General features: G+C 44.6%; 13 protein-coding genes. 8 read left to right on the top strand and 5 right to left on the bottom strand.

Annotated elements, in window-relative coordinates; translation table 11 throughout:
- Positions 1–480 precede the first annotated feature (480 nt).
- Positions 481–3,417 carry a TonB-dependent receptor gene (locus ACUJFL_RS17075; protein ID WP_445425613.1) on the top strand — a complete coding sequence of 979 codons (2,937 nt, stop codon included), beginning with the start codon at positions 481–483 and terminating at the stop codon, positions 3,415–3,417.
- A 187-nt stretch (positions 3,418–3,604) separates the two neighbouring features.
- Here the strand turns inward: ACUJFL_RS17075 and ACUJFL_RS17070 are convergent, their stop codons facing one another.
- The 3 genes from ACUJFL_RS17070 to ACUJFL_RS17060 form a co-directional block, all read right to left on the bottom strand.
- The gene (locus ACUJFL_RS17070) at positions 3,605–4,345 is read right to left on the bottom strand and encodes a FadR/GntR family transcriptional regulator (RefSeq protein WP_445425612.1); all 741 of its coding nucleotides are present in this window, start codon (positions 4,343–4,345) and stop codon (positions 3,605–3,607) included.
- A 161-nt stretch (positions 4,346–4,506) separates the two neighbouring features.
- Positions 4,507–5,586, bottom strand: a complete 1,080-nt coding sequence (locus tag ACUJFL_RS17065; RefSeq protein ID WP_445425611.1) for a transglycosylase SLT domain-containing protein — start codon at positions 5,584–5,586, stop codon at positions 4,507–4,509.
- A gap of 206 nt (positions 5,587–5,792) precedes the next feature.
- On the bottom strand, positions 5,793–6,143 hold the full coding sequence (locus tag ACUJFL_RS17060; RefSeq protein WP_226752251.1) for a hypothetical protein: 351 nt from the start codon (positions 6,141–6,143) through the stop codon (positions 5,793–5,795).
- Between the two features lie 142 nt (positions 6,144–6,285).
- On the opposite strand from ACUJFL_RS17060, the gene ACUJFL_RS17055 reads away from it, so the two are divergent.
- The 7 genes from ACUJFL_RS17055 (at position 6,286) to ACUJFL_RS17025 (ending at position 17,653) form a co-directional block, all read left to right on the top strand.
- On the top strand, positions 6,286–7,419 hold the full coding sequence (locus ACUJFL_RS17055) for an EAL domain-containing protein (protein WP_445425610.1): 1,134 nt from the start codon (positions 6,286–6,288) through the stop codon (positions 7,417–7,419).
- A gap of 65 nt (positions 7,420–7,484) precedes the next feature.
- Positions 7,485–8,147: an ABC transporter ATP-binding protein gene (locus ACUJFL_RS17050; protein WP_445428100.1), complete on the top strand. Its 663-nt coding sequence runs from the start codon at positions 7,485–7,487 to the stop codon at positions 8,145–8,147.
- Positions 8,122–10,524, top strand: a complete 2,403-nt coding sequence (locus ACUJFL_RS17045; protein WP_445425608.1) for an FtsX-like permease family protein — start codon at positions 8,122–8,124, stop codon at positions 10,522–10,524. The genes ACUJFL_RS17050 and ACUJFL_RS17045 overlap by 26 nt, the downstream gene beginning before the upstream one ends.
- Before the next feature lie 6 nt (positions 10,525–10,530).
- Complete coding sequence (locus ACUJFL_RS17040) at positions 10,531–11,574, top strand: lipocalin-like domain-containing protein (protein WP_445428099.1); 1,044 nt, start codon at positions 10,531–10,533, stop codon at positions 11,572–11,574.
- A gap of 311 nt (positions 11,575–11,885) precedes the next feature.
- Positions 11,886–12,980, top strand: a complete 1,095-nt coding sequence (locus ACUJFL_RS17035; protein ID WP_445425606.1) for an efflux RND transporter periplasmic adaptor subunit — start codon at positions 11,886–11,888, stop codon at positions 12,978–12,980.
- Positions 12,980–16,081 carry an efflux RND transporter permease subunit gene (locus ACUJFL_RS17030; protein ID WP_445425605.1) on the top strand — a complete coding sequence of 1,034 codons (3,102 nt, stop codon included), beginning with the start codon at positions 12,980–12,982 and terminating at the stop codon, positions 16,079–16,081. The genes ACUJFL_RS17035 and ACUJFL_RS17030 overlap by 1 nt, the downstream gene beginning before the upstream one ends.
- 312 nt (positions 16,082–16,393) lie before the next feature.
- Positions 16,394–17,653: an OmpP1/FadL family transporter gene (locus ACUJFL_RS17025; RefSeq protein ID WP_445425604.1), complete on the top strand. Its 1,260-nt coding sequence runs from the start codon at positions 16,394–16,396 to the stop codon at positions 17,651–17,653.
- A gap of 183 nt (positions 17,654–17,836) precedes the next feature.
- Here ACUJFL_RS17025 and ACUJFL_RS17020 read toward each other — a convergent pair whose 3' ends face one another.
- A complete protein-coding gene (locus ACUJFL_RS17020; protein ID WP_445425603.1) occupies positions 17,837–18,187 on the bottom strand; it encodes a DUF805 domain-containing protein in 351 nt (116 codons plus the stop codon).
- Between the two features lie 124 nt (positions 18,188–18,311).
- Positions 18,312–18,662, bottom strand: coding sequence for a DUF4870 family protein (locus tag ACUJFL_RS17015; protein WP_445425602.1), 351 nt, complete (start codon positions 18,660–18,662; stop codon positions 18,312–18,314).
- Positions 18,663–18,846 lie beyond the last annotated feature (184 nt).

The raw sequence follows: 18,846 nt of genomic DNA, 5'->3' as shown, positions 1-18,846 counted from the left end.
ACTAGAACGATGAATAGAACTTGGTATAAATCTGGCGTTGTGGTGATGTTTGGTATTGCTGGTTATGTCATCAATAATTACCGGTTTACCTTTACTGGTCAACCAATTAATTTGGGCGATGGATGCTGGTGTCACATTTAAACCAATATTTCATCGGTAGCTTGGATATGTTCTTCAGTCGCATAGTCTCTTTAAGGTACTTTAAAAAGTAATTTTACTCATTATGAAACAATATAAAGATATGATTTTTATATTTTTTTTATGTTGTTTTTAGTTTTTCGCTTATTGGGCAGGAGAGTTTTTTACCAAATAGGTTAACCTTTTGGTTGACCAATATTCTAATAAGGTGTAAACATAAAGCATAATAATAAAATTGCCAGTAGTTGTTCTTTTAAGACTGTTGGCATAAAGGTTCGCGATTAACTTAAGGTCGCAGTTGCGACCCCAAAATATAATTATAATTTTAGACGGGGAACAAAAATGAGACATATGCTATCAAAAATTACCTTAGCGATACTGTCGACAACGGCACTCGGTATCGCCTCTACCGCCAACGCCCAAGAGTCAGAGGTAGAACAAAGCGATATCGAAGTGATACAGGTGACGGGGATCAGAAGCTCCTTAACAAGTGCTTTGGCAGAAAAGCGTAATGCCGCCAGCTTAGTTGAAGTTATTCAAGCAGAAGATATCGGTAAACTACCTGATCAAAATTTAGCGGAAGTGCTGGAAAATATTACTGGTATTCAGATTACTCGCTCAGCGGGTGTCGGTACGGGTGTACAAATTCGCGGTACTGATGCAAACCGCACTGAAATTAATGGTGTATCTACGGTGGGATCGGGTGCAGGGCGCAGTGGTATTGATTTTGAAGATGTTTCTGCATCGATTATTGCAGGTGTCGAAGTCATAAAAGCGCCACAAGCAAAAACGATTGAAGGCTCTGTTGGTGGCACTATTAACTTAAGAACCATTCGCCCACTTGAGTTAAGTGAAACGCTAGCCGCATTTAGAGTGCAAGGTGAAGAAAGCAGTTTATCTACCGATGGCGTTAAACCGCGCTTATCAGGAACCTTTGGTGATAATTGGGGAAATGACAATGGTGAGTTTGGTTTTGTCATTAGTGGCAGTTATGCAGAGCAGGATGTAACCGCATTTCGCCCCCGAGCTGACCGTGATAATCTGGTTCGCTCTGACAGTGGTTTAGCCAGCGCACAAAGTTTCCATTATCTACCCATTCAGTTTCTGATCCAGGATTACGATAACTTTGAATATGAGACAAAAAATTTCGCTGGTTCTTTTGAGTGGGCGCCAAACAGCAACAACAAATTTTGGTTTGATGCGATTATAAATGATCAGGACCGTCGGGAAGAAAGTTCCAGGGTTCAGGCGTCAGGGGTAAGTGATCTTATTGGTGTTTCGGTTCCAACTGAATTTGAAACAATTAATTTTGGCTCTTTAGATGGTGTCGAGCTTGGCAGCATTCAAGCCGCACTTAAAGGTATTATTCCGGTTCAGTCTGACGGTTCGGACGGTAATTTACGCTTATCCAGTGACACCAGTTCCCGGGCCACCAAGAGCAAAATATTCCGGCTAGGTGGGGAACACCAGGGGGATAACTTTAAAATAAGCGCCGAGATATCCTCATCTTCATCTGACTCTGCGACCCCCCGAATTGATACTACACTCAATTTTGTCAATCCCAATGCGGCAATTGGGTCAGCTAACGATAATGGTGTCCCGTTTGAGTATGACTTAAGTGGTGGTGCCTTGGCCTTCGGCATTGCATTTGGTGCAGAAAATGCGCCTGCTCCTGCTGATTTGCTCGACCCAGCCAACTACAGGTTGCAAGCGGTAGCACTAGCAAATAATACCAATGAAAATACCGAAGATGCCATGCGTGTTGATTTTAGCTACGACTTGAATATGTCGATTTTTACTACGCTTGACGCAGGTTATCGTTATAACAAGACATCCAGTGTGTCCAACGTTGTGGGCTCAAATCTTAGTTTGTCCAGAATGGTGGATTCTCCCAGTGGCGATTTGTTTGCTGATATTCTGACAACTGGCCCTAATAACTTTAATGCCGCAGATGGCAGAGCGCTTTATATTAAAGATTTTCTGCTGGTGAACCCGGCGTTGGTAGGATCTGATCCTGATCGGGTATTTACTACGTTAGCTAACGCCATTACTGCCCATGGGGGGACAAGACCACTGAATGCCCCAACGTCATCAGTTGCAGGTTTTTATGATATCAGTGAATCCACTAATGCACTGTATGCTCAGGCAAATTTTGAAACTGACATGCTTCGCGGTAATCTTGGTGTACGTTATTTAAAAACGGATCTTGATTCAACCGGCAACCGCAGTGTTAACGGAGATGTCGTCGCAGAAACTAGCTCAAGTGATTACAGTTTTGTGCTGCCGCGGATTAATCTGGCCGCCGATGTAACCGACGATCTGGTGCTGCGCGCTGCTTTTGGGAAGGATATTCGCCGTCCGAATTTTAGTGATCTTTCAACTTCTTATACATTTAGTACTAGCCCCAATCCACCGGTAGCTGGTGGTAACCCTAACTTAAAACCTGAAGTGGTTACATCCTTTGATATTTCTGCAGATTGGTATTTTGCTCAGGCCGCAGTTGTCAGTATCGGCTATTTCCACAAGATACGTAAAGATGTGCATGTGGGGCAACAAGATGATCCTTATTCAGAGCCTGTCACAGGTTATCGTGACATTATTGGTCCAGAGTGTGAGCAAGGCGGTATCTGGAACCCCATTGCGCTGATCAACGTGTTTGGTCCGGTGAGTTCTAACGTAGGTGTTTGTGTACCATTCTCCACTATTATTAATGACACTAAAGAGACTACGCAAAAAGGCATCGAAATGGCATTCCAGTATGATCTTTCTGCTTTCGAAGATCAGCTGGGCTGGGCATCTGGTTTTGGTGTGGTGGCAAACTATACTATTCAGGAATTCTCTGGTGGTGAAGCGGTCAATACCTCGGCTAGTCGTCCTAGTCAGGTTTTTGCTGCATCCACAGGTGGTTCAGGCTCACTGGAGGTGACTGCCGTGCAAGGCTTACTCAACTTATCTGAAAATGCCTACAACTTGACCTTGTATTACGAAAAATATGGCTTGTCTGCCCGGATGCGTTACACCTGGCGAGAAGCGTTTCGTTCAAACGATTTTGGCAGTACATCAAGTTATCCTTGGGGCTTTCCGGTCATTCAGGAAGACCGAGGACAACTTAATGCCAGTATCAGTTATGAGGTGAACGATCAACTCAATATTGGCATTGAAGCCGTCAACCTGACGGAATCTGAGGTTCGCCAATCTTGCGTTAATGAAGGCGCGCTACTTTGCTTTCAGGGCTTAACAGACCGTCGGATTACCTTGGGTGCCAGTTATAGATTTTAATTCTACTATCTAGGGCTGGTTGTCTAAGATAACCGGCTCGAGCAAAATCACAGCAAAAGCACTTGTTAAAGCAAACCAAAAGGTTTGCTTTTTTGCGTGTGGCAAGAAAAATATAAGCTCTGTGTCAGAGCCTATTATGAAGGATAAAAAATAGTGCCAGATGTGAAATGGGTTACGCTAACCGTTACTACTTATTTAAGTGAGAGATAGAATATAAACCGCGGCTTTCATCCGTTTTACGTTTGATCTCTTCCAAGGCTTTTGCTTCACTCGCCTCAAATAAAGCATTGATCAAACGGTCGAAGTGATTGTGCATCGCCGTTCTTGCCGCTGAAGCGTCACGTTTGGCTATGGCGTCATAAATAGCAGTATGTTCTTTGATACGCTGCGCTATACCTTTCGAGCATACATCCTGATAAGCGGCAACGACTTGAGGCTCATTCCGTCTGACTTTCCAAAGGTTGTAAATGGACAGGACAATGGCATTGTTACGTGTTGCACTAGAAATGATCTCGTGGAATTGTTGATCGGCTTCATCAGCCTTATCCAAATCTTCTGAAGATGACATATCATCCAGAGCCTGCTTGAGCGCTGCAAGCTCGGTGTCGCGGATTTTAACTGCGGCTAACGCTGCTGCTTCTCCCTCGACTAATGCCCGAGCCTGGGTGAGCTCAAATGCGCTGATAGATTCAAGTGAAGGTGCTGAGCCAGCAGAATCAGTGACATATACGCCTGAACCTGTTTTTACCTCTACTCTGTCTCTCACTTCTAGCGCGATAATCGCTTCGCGTATCGTCGGACGGCTAACATGATAAATTTCAACCAGCTCTCTTTCAGCGGGCAGGCGGCTTCCTGCAGGGTAAACGCCTTTGTCAATCAACGCTTCTAACTTTTCAACAACTGTCCAGAAACGTCTACGTTTCTTCATGATAGGTATCCCTTTAAGTCTTGCCATTGGCCGAACAGGTAATAACGCCGATTATACCCCGAACCTATCAAAAATTCTCAAAATGCCGGCATCTTATTCAGCTAGGGTTACCCTCCACATTAGAAAGTTCTAATTGGTTTTGCTAAACGCTATGGTCTTGTTTAAATCGGTTTTAGCTTTTTGGAGCGCTGCCAAGAAAACAGTTGGGTACTGCTTTGTGACTCTAACAGTTGCAGCGCAATTCTGATGTCGGCAGTGTAATACAGAGACGCGAAGCCAAGCCGATTGCGGCCAAGGTTATGGAATACCATACCAAAAGCAATATCACCGGCACTAAAGTCTTGATGATGTTCAGCAAAATAGGTCGCTGGTTTACTAAGCTCTTCATCGATAAGCAGCGATCTTACTCTGCCGGGGCCGCCGTGATAAGCCTGGATCAGCAGCAGCCGATAAACCTGTTCTCGTTTTTCTTCTGGTAGGTGGCCGAAGCGGGCCATGAATACGGGATGCAACATGCGATGGTTACGTTCAAATAACCAGAGCGCGCAATCGACCTGAGCGATGCGGTGTAACTGCTTATTTTTGGGAACGCCGCAGTCTTTTAATACTTGTGGGGTCAGTTGTAGAATACCTCTAGCATTGGCTTTTGAATGGGCCTCGCGCACGCCACCACTTTCGATAATCAACATACCGGCCAGATCGGCTAGAAGATCTTCTGGCAGGCTAATACGCTTTTGCTGCGCGCGACGGGCATATACCAAGCGCAGGGTGTCATGCAGTGAAGCTTGGTTTTTAGGTGTGCCTACTTTTATACCATCCCAGTTGCCAGACAGCCTACCTTCCGGATGCTTGCCCAGATAACGCTCAATGGCCAACGATAAATCGACATAAGGTTGGTGGCAACGAATCGCGAAAGGATAGCCAAGGGTCTGGGTATTACCTTCCACCCAGGCATGCACCCGCCCTTGTTGTGCCATACCCTGACGAGTTTGATTCAGGATTAACTGGGTTTGCGGCGAATCTGAGGCATCTTCGATAAATTCTAGAAAGTTGCCGCGCATATCAAATAGCAAATGGCGATTGCGCTCGGTACAGTGTCCTGAACGCGTCAGGATCCAACGTCTAACATTCATTACATTGTCATACACACCTTGGCTCTCGGCATAAGGCTTGCTGCGCACAACGTCAGTCCAGTTCTGGTAAGGTTGCACGAGTTGTTGCCCCAGAGCGCTTGCAGACAATAGGTATCCAAATAGTATAGCGGCGGTAACGGGCCAATAGCTGCTAGGTCGCATGGAACCCATATTTTCTCCGGTGTTGCAAAAGCTGGCGCAACGGTTGTTAGCTGAGGTTCAATAGCCAGAATGATGTATACCAGCAACAGTGGGCACTTTGCTAAGTACTGTTGCTGACACTGAGTATAATCTACGGCGCCTTTATTTAAACACTAATTAGAGGTTGTGACCTGTAAGCTCACCGAACTGTATTTAGACCATTTGCCTGTCATCCTAGAGGTAAATGGCAGCCCAGAGCGTTCAACTTGATTCAATAAATACTGCTGGTAGCTTTCATCATCGCCATAACGGATCACTGAGGCAGCAATGGTGCTGCTTATATTATCATCAAATTTATTCTCTATGCCGTAATCTGCAGGTACTATTTCGTCAGGATAAAAGCCCTGCAATGGGCTAATAAAGCTTTGGAAAAAACGTGTGCCATCATTAAGCCGAAAGTGTTCAACTCGGGGCGCGAGAGTTAGCGAATGGCCAATCGTTTTGATATTGCTCGAGTTTATCATTAACGCCTTATCTTATGCTGTCAGCAAATATAAAGCCGTTTTGTGCTGGTGCTGCTTTAAGAGCAGCAGAGCAGCATTGTCATGGTCTGAAGTTTTACCTTGCGCGTAAAAAAGCCAATAACGTTTAACTCAAGGGTATGAAATGTATTGTGCAGATTGCGAGTCAGTTGATGACTATTTTTTTGACGACGCCACTTTTTTTTGGATATTCGTGCCCACCACGGAAACCTTCGCCAAACTTGCCAGATACGTTGGCAGTCAAAATTACACGGCAAAACAGATAAGTACACACTGCATCGCCGTTGAAATTAAAGCCGGTTCCATTTCTGCTTTCTTAACGGGTGTTAATGGTGCATTAGAGCAAGCCGAATTAGCCGGCACTAAGTTAACGACGATGGCTGAAGATGCTTTACCGGATATTTCTGCTATGTCGCGCATGACCACCTTTAATGTGCTGATCAATCGCTTTAAGGCAAAGTGGCTAATCAATAGTATTGAACATGAGAATTATGAAACATGGTTTCAGCCTATCGTTTATGCGCAGTCGGCATTAGAAGATCCCAAAATCTACTCTTATGAAGGGCTGTTTAGGATGCGCGACGAGACCAACAGTATCGTGCCGCCGCAATTAGCCTTTTTGCTTGCCGAACAAGCCGATTTATTGTTTTCATTGGACCTAGTAGCAAGGCGTGCTGCGGTTGAATACTTTGCTGCAGCTAAATTAAAAGGTAAGTTATTTATTAATTTTAATCCCTCCAGCATCTATGACCCTTCATATTGTTTGCGCTCTACCGCCGCTGCCATTTATGAGCTTGGGTTGACGCCTGCCGATATTGTGTTTGAAGTCACTGAAACACACCAAAGTAGCGATTTAAATCACTTAAAAGGCATTCTGGCGTTTTATCGCAATGCCGGCTTTCAAGTGGCAATGGATGATATTGGATCGGGTTGGTCTGGCTTGAATCTTCTGCAAAAAATACGTCCAGATTACGTGAAAATAGATATGGAACTGGTGCGTGATGTGCATCAAGATGTATTTAAGCAAAATATCGTTTCCAGCCTAGTGAATATCGCCAAAACCAGCGGAATCACAACTGTGGCTGAGGGTATTGAAACGGAAGACGAGGCCAGATGGCTTATTGATAATAAAATTGATTTATTGCAGGGGTATTTATTTGGCCGGCCTAAATTTTATAATCAGAAAGTCAGCCAAGAAAAACGTGAAAATATAAAAAGCTCAGTGTCGCCACTTAAGAATGCGGCAAAAAGATTTTAGTGGCTAGGGCTTGTTGATACATATGAACTCAACAGCCTTGCTGCTGATTTAGAAGGGAAATTATCGTGATCAGTGTCACAGACCTATGCTTTCATCGACAGGATGGCGAGCAAGTTCACCAAGTATTCGACGGCCTCAGTTTTGAGATCAAATCGCAAGAGCAAGTTGCGCTACTTGGAGACAGTTGCTCGGGTAAAACTACCTTACTTAATTTATTATCTGGCTTACTGTCACCTCACAGCGGCCACATTGTCATTAATGGCGAACAGATTTCCTCATACAACGCTTTGCAGCTTGCCTACTACCGCCGCAAAATAGGTTTGATTTTTCAGCGTTATCAACTGCTCGATTGTCTTAGTGTAAAACAAAATATCTTGTTTCAGTATAAGTTAAATTTTCCAAGGCAACGACCTATAGAATTTGAATGCTTAACCGAGCAGCTGGGTTTAACGGATAAACTGCACAAGTTGCCTAATCAGCTGTCTGGTGGCGAGCAACAACGGGTAGGCATTGCCCGTGCTTTACTGAATCAACCTCAGCTTGTGTTAGCCGATGAGCCCACTGGAAACCTCGACCAGGCGCGCTCGCAGCAAGTGGTAGAACTGCTGACCAGTCTGTGTAAGACTCGGCAAATCAACTTGGTTATGGTGACACATTCTCAGCAATTAACGCGGTATTTCGATAGTGTGAAAGTGCTTGCTAATGGCCAGCTTAATGAACGAAATTAAGCTTATTTTACGAACCCATATGGCGTATTTTAAGCACCATCCGTGGTTGTTGTTACTGTTTATTGTGGGGTTAAGTTTAGGCAGCGCCTTACTAACAGCCATCGCTGGATTAAACCAAGAAGCGAAAAACCGGCACCAAATTTCCGCTGCGCTTATCGATAATACCGTTAGCCATATGGTGAAACCGCCAATAGGTCAAGCGTTTTTGGACGGTGCTTTATGGCTTAAATTAAGAGCCAATGGTTATACCAATGCGCAGCCGGTGTTGCGAGGGCAGTTGCAGCTGTCATCTGGTCACACCCTTTATCTGCAAGGTGTCGACAGCCTCATGTGGTTAACTCAGTCAGCAGCGCTAAGTACGCAGCAACATGCCGAGACCACAGAGGCCAGCTTTCGCTTCGATAACATCATCATTGATAGCAATAATGCTGCAAAGTTGATGCTGGATAGCGAAAGTCGGCAACTTACCCTACAAGACTCGGTTATCAAACCAAGCTTCACCTTAGCGGTTGATATAGGTGTGTGGTCAGTTACCGATCTTGCCTATGCAGATATGCTGCTAAACGCGAACGGTCAACTGAGCTTTATTGAGCTGATTGACTTAGCGCCCGAGCAGGCCCCATTAGTTGAGGCGATACTTGGAAATGATGCTCGTTTAGTGGCAGCACAAGAGCAAGACTTTGATGCTTTATCCGAGGCATTCTTTTTTAATTTGGGTGCGCTGGCGTTACTCGGCTACATTGTGGCGGCCTTTTTAAGTTTTAATGCCATCAAGCTATCAATCGCGGGGCGCAGAAACTTACTAATACAATTTCATGTTTTAGGTTTTTCGCAGCAGGCAATTTTTATTGCCATCGCTATCGAGTTTATCGTTATGGGCTTTTTAACGGCACTATTGGGTAGTTTGGCAGGCTATATTATTGCCAACACGTTATTAATGGACATTAACAGTACGCTGATGGGCTTATATCAATTAGAAAAAGCGCTTACCCTTAGCTGGCAGTGGCAAACTTTGTTATTGGGCTTTTTGTTAAACATCGTGACCCTCGGCCTCATGTTACTCACGCAAAAAAAGGTGCTGCATAGCCACCGTAAAGGGCTGTTTTATATTGTACTAGGCGGTGTGCTAGCGGCCCTTAGCTATGGTTATTATTACGCAAGCACCGAGTTTGATGCTCTGTTGATGTGTTTTTTAATCTTGGTAGTTTTTGTGCTGATTACCCCAAGTTGTTTGCAAGGCTTGCTTAGCGTTAAAAACCCGTTTAGCCAGCCACTTTGGCAGTGGCTTTATGCCGACAGTAAATTCCAGTTAGCAGAACTGCGAATTGCCATCGTCGCCATTTTAGTAGCTCTTGGCAGTGCCATTGGCATGCAAATCATGGTTAAAAGCTTCAGCGATACGCTAAATGCGCATCTTGAAACACAACTGAATGCCGATATTTACCTGCAAGTAGACGATGACGATCCAGCATTACGCCAGCGCTTAGCAATGGATACGCAGGTAGCGCGTGTGGGTATTTACATGGCCGCAGCTGGTTATATCGATAAAACACCTACACGCCTTATTAGCTATGGAGATGGCGATTCAGCGTTTTCGCACATCAGCCTTACGTCAAATCAGCCGGTCAGTGCCGAGAATTTTGCCGAACAAGGCTGTATTGCCAATGAGCAGGCGGCTATAAAAGAAGGCTATAAAATTAATGACCGTGTGCGCTTTGTGCAAAACCAACATGAATTTGCGTGCCGGATCAGTGCCTTTGCCTATGATTATGGCAATACCGCATTAAGCCTGATTATCCAAGAGCAGACTTTGCGCGCGAGCCCATTTCACTGGCAAGTTTTTGGTTTGTCGTTAACTTTAGCTGAGCAAGTCAGTGTTGAGCAAATCACTGAACGACTGATCAATGTTTACCAGCTAGACAGTGCCACTATCGCCGCCAATAAGCACTTTAAAGCAGTGGCGAATAAGATGTTTAACGAAACGTTTCAAGTAACTAAGTTACTTAATGGCTTTATTTTAGCTATTGCTTTACTGAGTTTATGTATCAGCTTATTGAGCCTGAGTGCGTTGCATGTAAGTCAATTAGCGGTGCTGCATAGCTTAGGTGTTGATGCGGCCCAGCTGCAAAAGCTTAAGCTGTTACAAACCACCTTATTGGTATTTTTTACCTGTGCTTTTGCGATCCCATTAGGCTTTGCACTTGGGTTCACGCTGTTGGAATTTGTGATGCCCATCGCCTTTGGTTGGACTATCCATTTTAATTTAGATTTGCCGGCACTGCTCTATACCTGTCTGTTTATGCTATTAGCCGCAGTCCTCTGCGCGTATCTGCCGATTAAAAAGCTTACAGCTCATTTGCAGGTAAAGGGGCCTTAACTATTGATGAAGTATGTTCTCGTTTTTTTCAGCTTTTTATTACTCAGTTGCAAGCCTGCGCCGCACCTCGAAAACTTTCAGGCTTTGCAAACTGACAGTGGGCAACCCGTCGATAAACAGCGTGGTGTAATTTTCCCGCAGGATCATGGCCCGCACTTAGAGCAAGGTATTGAGTGGTGGTACGTGACGGCCAATCTTACCGCAGAAAGTGGCGAAACCTTTGGTGCACAGTGGACGTTGTTTAGAACACAAGCTCCCGTTAGCTTTGAGTCTACTTGGTGGGATAACCAACTTTATTTTGCGCATTTCGCTCTGCAGCACGAGCAAACACATATTGCTTTTGAACGCTTTGCCCGAGCGGGGCAGGCCAGTATTGTTGCCAGCCCTTTTAGTGCGCAATTAGATGATTGGTCGCTTAAAAGCACTGAACAGTCGTTTTTACCGTTGCAGATGCAAGCAAAACAACAAGACTATGCCATTGCTGTATCACTGAGTAATAGCCCGTTAACGTTACACGGGGAAAATGGCTATAGCCAAAAAACCGAGAGTGGTCATGCATCTTACTATTTTAGCTATCCATTTCTTGAGGCAAGCGGCATTATCACCTTCAAAGGTAAGCAATATAAGGTAACAGGTAACGCGTGGTACGATAGAGAATGGTCAGCAAGCTTATTAGATAAAAGCCAGTTTGGTTGGGATTGGTTTAGCCTGGTTAGCGATGAAAATGGCAAACAAGGTTTAATGCTCTTTTGTATTCGTGACGACAAAAATAACTATGATTATTGCAGCGGTAGCCGAATAGCGAAAAACGGGCAGGCCACGATGATTGCCAGAGAAGATATCAGCTTGTCGGTACTCGAGCGCATTACCCTTAACGACAGGCAATACCCCAGCAAGTGGCAGATTACCCTACCTAATTCAGCGCCGATTATGCTTGAAACTTTAACCAAAGACTCACGTAATCAATTGTCTGTGCCATATTGGGAAGGACGCGTGCGCGCTTCCGGTGGCTTTAATGGCTTAGGTTTTGCTGAGCTTACTGGGTATTAACGTTAAATATGGGGTTTTTAAGCGGCAGCTGCAACAGGTTTTGCTTGTCGAGGTATCCGCAAGTGATAGCAGCCTAGAGAGCTGCTATTTCTTAAGGGTTTCTTTGGACGATGCTTTGCATTAACTAAAATAACAATGCTTGAATAGTTAGTGGGTTATTAAAGGTATTTTAACTTGAGTTAATATGAACTATCGCTCCCTATTCACAGTAGAAATTTTAGGTTTGCGGCTTAACTTATGCAGGTTAATGATCTAAATAATCTCAATACAGTTAAACGTTATAGCCAAGACTATTTTTAAGAGGAAGAAAAATGCAATTTCGCCCCTGGATTGCCGCGGTTGCTGGTTGCCTCGTGCTGTTTATACTGTTGGCTTTTGTAAAGTTTACGCAAGTGCGGGCAGCGATTGCGTTTGGCGAGTCGTTTCCTGAGCCCAGCGAAACGGTGGCAGCAATAAAAGTTACCACCAGTATTTGGCAAGACAGTTTGCAGCTGTTGGGTGAAGTTAAGGCAACACGCTCGCTAGAGGTACGCAATGAGCTTGAGGGGGTGATTACCGCTGTTGGTTTTCGCTCGGGTGGCTCGGTAGAAAAAGATCAGGTGTTATTGAGTTTAGATAGCGTTAATGAACAAGCGGCACTAGATGCTATTAACGCAGAAATTGCTTTAGCCACCCTGGATCTTTCTCGATTAACTCAACTGGTTAAAACGCAGGCGTCCAGCCGCGCGCAACTTGACCAAGTGAGCGCGCAACTTGCCATAAAACAAGCTAACGCCAGAGCAATACAGGCCACCATTGCAAAGAAAACCTTGATTGCGCCCTTTAGTGGCAGCACAGGTTTACATGAACTTGAGGTCGGAGGATTTTTAGCGGCGAACACATTAATCACCCGGTTAATTGGTAACTTAGACCAAGTTTGGATCGATTTTTCAGTACCACAAGCTGCTTATCAATTAAGCCTGTCGACCGCGCTTGAAATCAGTAGCGTGGCGTCTGCGGATATCAAACATCAGGCAAAGATCGTTGCTATAGATCCGGTTATTTCTAGTATCTCTCGCAATTTACGAATTCGCGCCGAACTCGACAACCTTGATGCCCAGTTTAAACCCGGTGCCAGTGTGATGGTGAGTTTGCCCATTGCTGCGCCAATCAGCGTCATCCGCTTACCGAACACCGCGGTGCGTTATGATACGTTTGGTGCTTACGTGTATGTACTGGCGCAAGCTGCAGATGACAAGTTACGCGCCAATCGTCGGGCAGTAGAAGTTGGCGCGCATGATGATAAGCACATAGTGATTTTGTCGGGGCTGAGCGAGAATGAACAAGTGGCTACGGTAGGTTCTTTTAAATTACGTGATGGCACCTTAGTCAATCTTGCTAAGGCTGATGATGCGGGGCCGTTGTAATGGCACAGCACACTTCTGATCCGCACAATATAAAAGAGGTCGCGTTGGATAACCGGCCCTCAATAATAGATATATTTTGTAAAAAACCGGTTCTGGCGATTGTACTTTCGCTGATCTTGGTACTGGTGGGGATCCGAGCTGCAATCGATATTCCGGTGCTACAATTTCCACAAATTACCAGCGCGTCGTTACAAATCACTACACCCTATATAGGCGCTTCCGCAGAGGTAGTGCAAGGCTTTATTAGTGAGCCAATTGAACGCGTTGCCAGTTCGGTTCCTGGGGTCGATTATGTTGAGTCGCGCAGCACCCCTGGGCTCAGTGCTGTAACGCTTTGGTTAAAGCTGAATCAAGATAGTACCAAGGCGTTGGCAGAGTTATCGGCCAAGCTGGATCAAATTCGTTTTGAATTACCAGAAGGCGCCGAAGATCCGTCGGTTGAGGTGGTAAGGGCTGACCGTCCTTTCGCGATTTTTTATTTGGTGGTGAATTACAACCAAGCAGACAGCCCGATGTCGCGTATGGAAGTCACTGACTATTTATCGCGCCGTGTTTCACCAGCTTTGGCTTCTATTCCGGGCGTACAGCGCATTGGCATCGAGGGCGGCAGGGCACCGGCGATGCGAATTTGGTTGAATCCTGCGAAGCTGGCTGCTTTTAATATTGCTGCGGACGAGGTGATGTTAGCACTACGAGCAAATAATTTGATCGCGACAGTTGGCCAAAGTGAAAACAATCAGCAACGCATTCCGCTGCTGACCGATACCTCATTATCAAATGTGACTGATTTTGAACAGCTGGTGTTAAGAAATATCGAAGGTGCGCAGGTGCGTCTAGCCGATGTTGCAGAAATCGAGATTGCTGAAGAAGAAAGCGAAACCAGTGCTCGGTTGAGCCACGATACTGTGCTGTTTATTTCTGTCTGGCCTTTACCAGGCGCCAACGAGATAGCTATTGGGGATAGTTTGTATGCCAAGCTGGAGGAAATAAACCCAACCTTGCCCAATGGCTTACGCATTACCGACGGTTACGATGGCACCTTGTATATGCGCAGTGCTTTAACCGAAATATTTATTACGCTGGCCGAAACCATTGTATTGGTGGGTATTGTTGTGGTGGCGATGATGGGATCGTTTCGCACGGCTTTAGTGCCTTTAGTGACTATCCCTATTTCGATTTTAGGCGCTATCGGAACTATGGCGCTGATGGGGTTTAGCCTGAATTTATTGACCGTGCTTGCCATCGTGTTATCCGTGGGTTTGGTGGTTGATGATGCCATCGTTGTGGTTGAGAATGTGGCTAGACATATGCGCAATGGCATGAGTCGACTCGACGCGGCCTTACTTAGTTCACGCCAGTTATTAGCGCCTATAATCAGCATGACCATTACCTTAGCTGCGGTATATGCTCCTATTGGTTTATTAAGTGGTTTAACAGGGGCTTTGTTTAAAGAGTTTGCCTTTACCTTAGCGATTGCCGTGTTAATTTCCGGCTTTGTTGCAATAACCTTATCACCGATTATGAGCGCTTATGCCTCGCCAGAGGGGGGCAAAGAAAGCCGGTTAACTCAACGCATCAATCATGTTTTTGACCGTCTGCAGCTGGCTTACAGTAAAGTATTGCTTTTGACGCTTAAGTATAAAGCGCAGGTGTTATTTATTGCGGTATTTTTAGCGTTACTGAATGTACCGTTTTATCTGTTTTCATTAAAAGAGCTGGCGCCCACAGAAGATCAAAACAGCATTAATGTGGTGGTAGAGTCTGCTCCCGATGCCTCTTTAGCCTATACCATGCAGCATATGGATGCGGTAGTAGACACGATGCTGCAGTTGGATGGGGCGAAGTTTATGTGGCAAATTGTTAACCCTGCAGGAGCTTTTGGCGGCTTAGATTTAGTTGATCCGTCACAGCGTGCTGAAAAAACGCAGGATATGTTTTGGCAAGCCTTTGCTAATTTGTCGCAGGTGCCTGGCTTAAAAGCCTTTCCAGTGATGGAATCAGCCCTACCGACGTCCGGTAATTTTTCAGTAGAACTGGCCGTGCTTTCAACCGACTCTTACGTCGATATGAAACGCTACGCCGATCAGATGGTGGCGGCCGCTCAGGCTAGTGGTAAGTTCTTATTTGCCGAAACGGATTTGAAAATCGATTACCCGCAAGCGCGCTTCAAGCTTAATCGTCAGGCGATTGCGGATTTAGGCATGGATTTAGCCAGTGTTAGTGCCCAGCTTGAGGTATTGTTATCGGCTAATTTTGTCAATCGTTATAATCAAGATGGCCGCGCTTATCGCGTTATACCTATGCTAGATGAAAGCGCACGAGTGAATCCTGATGCCATATTGTCACTGTTGATCCGTACCCCCGCCGATCAGTTAATTCCTTTGCGTGCTATTGCCAGTTTAGAAACCGAAATTAGACCGCGTGTGTTAAGTAAGTTTCAGCAAAAAAATGCCTTTAGAATTTATGGCGAAGTGATCCCAGGCACCACCAAAGAGCAAGGCTTAAGTGCTTTAGAAGACGCCGCTGCGAAAATATTGCCAGCAGAATACAGTATTGATTATGCTGGCGAGTCACGACAAATTCGTTTAGAAGGCAACACCTTAGAAGGTGTACTAGTGGTCGCATTAGTCTTTGTGTTTTTTGTGCTAGCGGTGCAGTTTAATAGCTTTCGTGATCCTTTGGTGGTGTTGTTGGGCTCTGTGCCTTTAGCGATGGCTGGCGCCTTGATGTTTGCCTTTTTAGACTTCACGACAATCAATATTTATTCACAAGTTGGCTTTATCACCTTGGTGGGGCTGATTGCGAAAAACGGCATTTTAATTGTTGAGTTTGCCAATAAAATGCAACAGCAAGGTAAAGCAAAATTCGATGCTATACAGCTTGCAGCACAAGCGCGTTTACGCCCAGTGTTAATGACAACCGCTGCAACTGTGCTGGGGCATTTTCCTTTGGTGTTAGTAGTGGGCGCCGGCGCTGAAGCACGCAATAGTATCGGCATTATTTTAGTTGCAGGCATGTTGGTAGGCACGCTGTTTACTTTATTGGTGTTGCCTAGTGTTTATATGGTGCTGGCGTCAAACCATCAGCCAACTAAAAAGTAGCGAAAGCTCGTACTCAACTTTCTGCACATGTGTGACTGACATCTCACTAAAATTAATGAATTGAAAGCATGGTTTTCTTCTCAGCGTCAACTGAGAAAATGGTGATTTTAAGAAGTCTAATCGGTTAAATGGCTGCATTCTCATATGCTTAGGTTGAGTAATGCAGCTTCTCTCCACATTCAATATATCTGCTTAGCTAAAGTCACAACTGTTATATTTCTTTTGAGTATATCTAATGGTTTTAAATTATTTTTTGTTATATAAGAAAACCGTTATGGTGTCTTCCTTTTATAGTCTGGGTAGGTAGTAACCATGAAAAAACGTGTAGTAGTGAGTGTAGTAGCGGCCAGTATTTTTATGAGTTCTCCCGCTTTCGCAACGAATGGTTATTTTACACACGGTTATGGCATGACGCACAAAGGTATGGCGGGTGCTGGGGTGGCGGTATCAGAAGAGCTGATGTCTGCGGCGAATAACCCAGCTAACTTGCTGGTAAAAGGCAGTGAATTGTCAGTTGGCTTAGAACTGTTTGCGCCCGATCGCAACTATGCGGTGGCGGAGGTTAACGAGTTTTTTCCCGGTGCTTTTTACTTACAAAGTCCGGGTAAGCGAAGCGCAAAAACGTTATTTGCTATCCCCGAGTTTGCTTTTGGCCAGCAATTAAACGATCAAGTTAATGTGGGCATATTAATTTATGCTAACGGCGGTATGAATACGGAATACCAAGCCGACGCTATGCCCGAAGGCACTTTTTATGCGGGCACGACGGGGGTGGACTTAAAGCAATTATTTGTTAGCCCCACCCTAAGTTATCAGTGGACCGAGCAATTACGCTTAGGTGTGGCGCCGGTGCTGGTTGTTCAGCAGTTTTCAGCACAAGGCCTGGCGAGTTTTGCACCGTTTTCTCAAGCACCTACTTCGTTGTCAGATAATGGCTCCGATTTCAGTAGCGGTATTGGCTTGCAATTAGGTTTAACCTATTTAGTGTCGGATGCACTCAGTGTCGGAGCCAGTTATCGTTCTGCGGTAAGCATGGGGGAATTCGATCAATACGCGGGTTTGTTTGCCGAACAAGGCGATTTTGATTTACCCAGTGCCTTACAAGTCGGTTTGGCGTGGCAAATTAATCGGTCGCATCAAGTATTGTTAGATCTGCAGCATATCAATTACGGCGAAGTGAGCAGTGTAGCAAACCCAATCGGTAATATTATGTCAGATCCTTTGGGTGCGTCGAATGGTGCAGGCTTTGGTTGGCAAGATATGACGGTATATAAACTGGGTTATCAATGGCAGCGAACCGAGCAGCAAAAGATCCGGTTTGGTGTTTCTTACGGTGAGCAACCTATTTCGTCATCGCAGGTGTTATTCAACATTTTAGCGCCCGGGGTGCAGGAATGGCATTTCACTACCGGTTTAAGCCAGTCGTTAGCTGCGAATGTACAGATGAACCTAACAGCGTTTTATTCACCCACTAAAACAGTTACTGGGGCAAATTTTTTAGCGCCAAATCAACAGTTAAGCATTGCTATGCAACAGCATGGTGTAGGGGCATCAGTAGCGTGGGTATTTTAAGTTTAATTAAGTACTGATTACGCTGGCGCTAGCCGTAAGTGTTAGCTGCAGGTTTTTGTAGTTAACGCCTAAGCATTTTAGTTTGGCACTTGCGTGCGTTTAATACTGAATGGAAACACAGAAAAACACACCTAAATAAACCCGCAACCTAACTCGTGCTATTTTTAGGTGTGTTTTTGTTTTTTAAGCGAGTGGTACCGCTTTAGGGTTTGGCCCGTACTGGTTATCTTCAACACTATCAAAAATAAAGAAAACTAATAATACTATTCCGCCAATTAAAGGAACTAAGCCAATAAGTAACCACCAGCCGGTGCGGCCGGTGTCATGTAGGCGACGAGCACCAATAGCGAGAGACGGAATAAGTAGGGCTAGGCTGAATAGTAAAGAAATAATAAAGGTGCCTAATATACCGTCAACAATTACTGAGCCGATATAGAATAAAACATAAAACAAAAAAAACATCCAGTATTCTTGACGACGAGCCCTGCCAGTGAAATCTGCGTATTTTTTTATAGCATCCAAAAAGTAATTCATAATTTAACTTCTTTCATTAATGATATTCTTATCAAATATCTGGTAATGGGTAAAACCCGCTAGTACACATTAAGTGTTCTTAAAGGAATGTTGTTCGTAGAACAAGCATGCGCTAGGCGTTAAGTTAGAAAAACCAACTTTTCGGTTCGGCAATGGGTAGACCTTTATCTAAAGCCTGCATACCTTTTACAGAACGAACAATTAGCCATATCGCCCAAAATAGCAGTATAAACCAACCAATTAATACCAAAGCTAAAATACCGCCAAGTATGATATACAAGGCGCCAATCCAAAATGTTCTAATTTGAAATTGATAATGTGTTTGTAACCAAGCTGGCGCATCGCTTTTATTCACATAAGCAATCACCACACCAACAATGCCGGCAAGGCCAAATAGTAAACCGACTAGATAAAGAATATAGACAAGCTTTGCATTTCCTTTTTCGGTAGTGTTTTCCCTAACTATCTCATTCATATCGTTATCCTCATAAAAAGTAGTGATTATTAATATATGAATTATTTAATTCAGGCAACAAATAAATTAGCAAATGTATAAAATTCACTGATTTTATTGAGCAGGCTTCAATTAAATAGCGTTAACACTACAAAGCCTATGATTACCTTTAGAATGAATTAAGTTAGTAATGTTTATCTGGTTG

Source organism: Alishewanella sp. HL-SH05 (assembly GCF_052655985.1).
The sequence above is the reverse complement of the archived record's forward strand: the minus strand, read 5'-3'. Positions and strand labels throughout refer to the sequence as shown.

What these genes read in the sequence shown, in the direction of transcription:
- ACUJFL_RS17020 (WP_445425603.1), bottom strand. Translation starts at nt 18,187, where the DNA reads ATGAATTACTTTTTGGATGCTATAAAAAAATACGCAGATTTCACTGGC.
- ACUJFL_RS17070 (WP_445425612.1), bottom strand. Translation starts at nt 4,345, where the DNA reads ATGAAGAAACGTAGACGTTTCTGGACAGTTGTTGAAAAGTTAGAAGCG.
- ACUJFL_RS17055 (WP_445425610.1), top strand. Translation starts at nt 6,286, where the DNA reads ATGTATTGTGCAGATTGCGAGTCAGTTGATGACTATTTTTTTGACGAC.
- ACUJFL_RS17030 (WP_445425605.1), top strand. Translation starts at nt 12,980, where the DNA reads ATGGCACAGCACACTTCTGATCCGCACAATATAAAAGAGGTCGCGTTG.
- ACUJFL_RS17045 (WP_445425608.1), top strand. Translation starts at nt 8,122, where the DNA reads ATGGCCAGCTTAATGAACGAAATTAAGCTTATTTTACGAACCCATATG.
- ACUJFL_RS17040 (WP_445428099.1), top strand. Translation starts at nt 10,531, where the DNA reads ATGAAGTATGTTCTCGTTTTTTTCAGCTTTTTATTACTCAGTTGCAAG.
- ACUJFL_RS17075 (WP_445425613.1), top strand. Translation starts at nt 481, where the DNA reads ATGAGACATATGCTATCAAAAATTACCTTAGCGATACTGTCGACAACG.
- ACUJFL_RS17060 (WP_226752251.1), bottom strand. Translation starts at nt 6,143, where the DNA reads ATGATAAACTCGAGCAATATCAAAACGATTGGCCATTCGCTAACTCTC.
- ACUJFL_RS17015 (WP_445425602.1), bottom strand. Translation starts at nt 18,662, where the DNA reads ATGAATGAGATAGTTAGGGAAAACACTACCGAAAAAGGAAATGCAAAG.
- ACUJFL_RS17035 (WP_445425606.1), top strand. Translation starts at nt 11,886, where the DNA reads ATGCAATTTCGCCCCTGGATTGCCGCGGTTGCTGGTTGCCTCGTGCTG.
- ACUJFL_RS17025 (WP_445425604.1), top strand. Translation starts at nt 16,394, where the DNA reads ATGAAAAAACGTGTAGTAGTGAGTGTAGTAGCGGCCAGTATTTTTATG.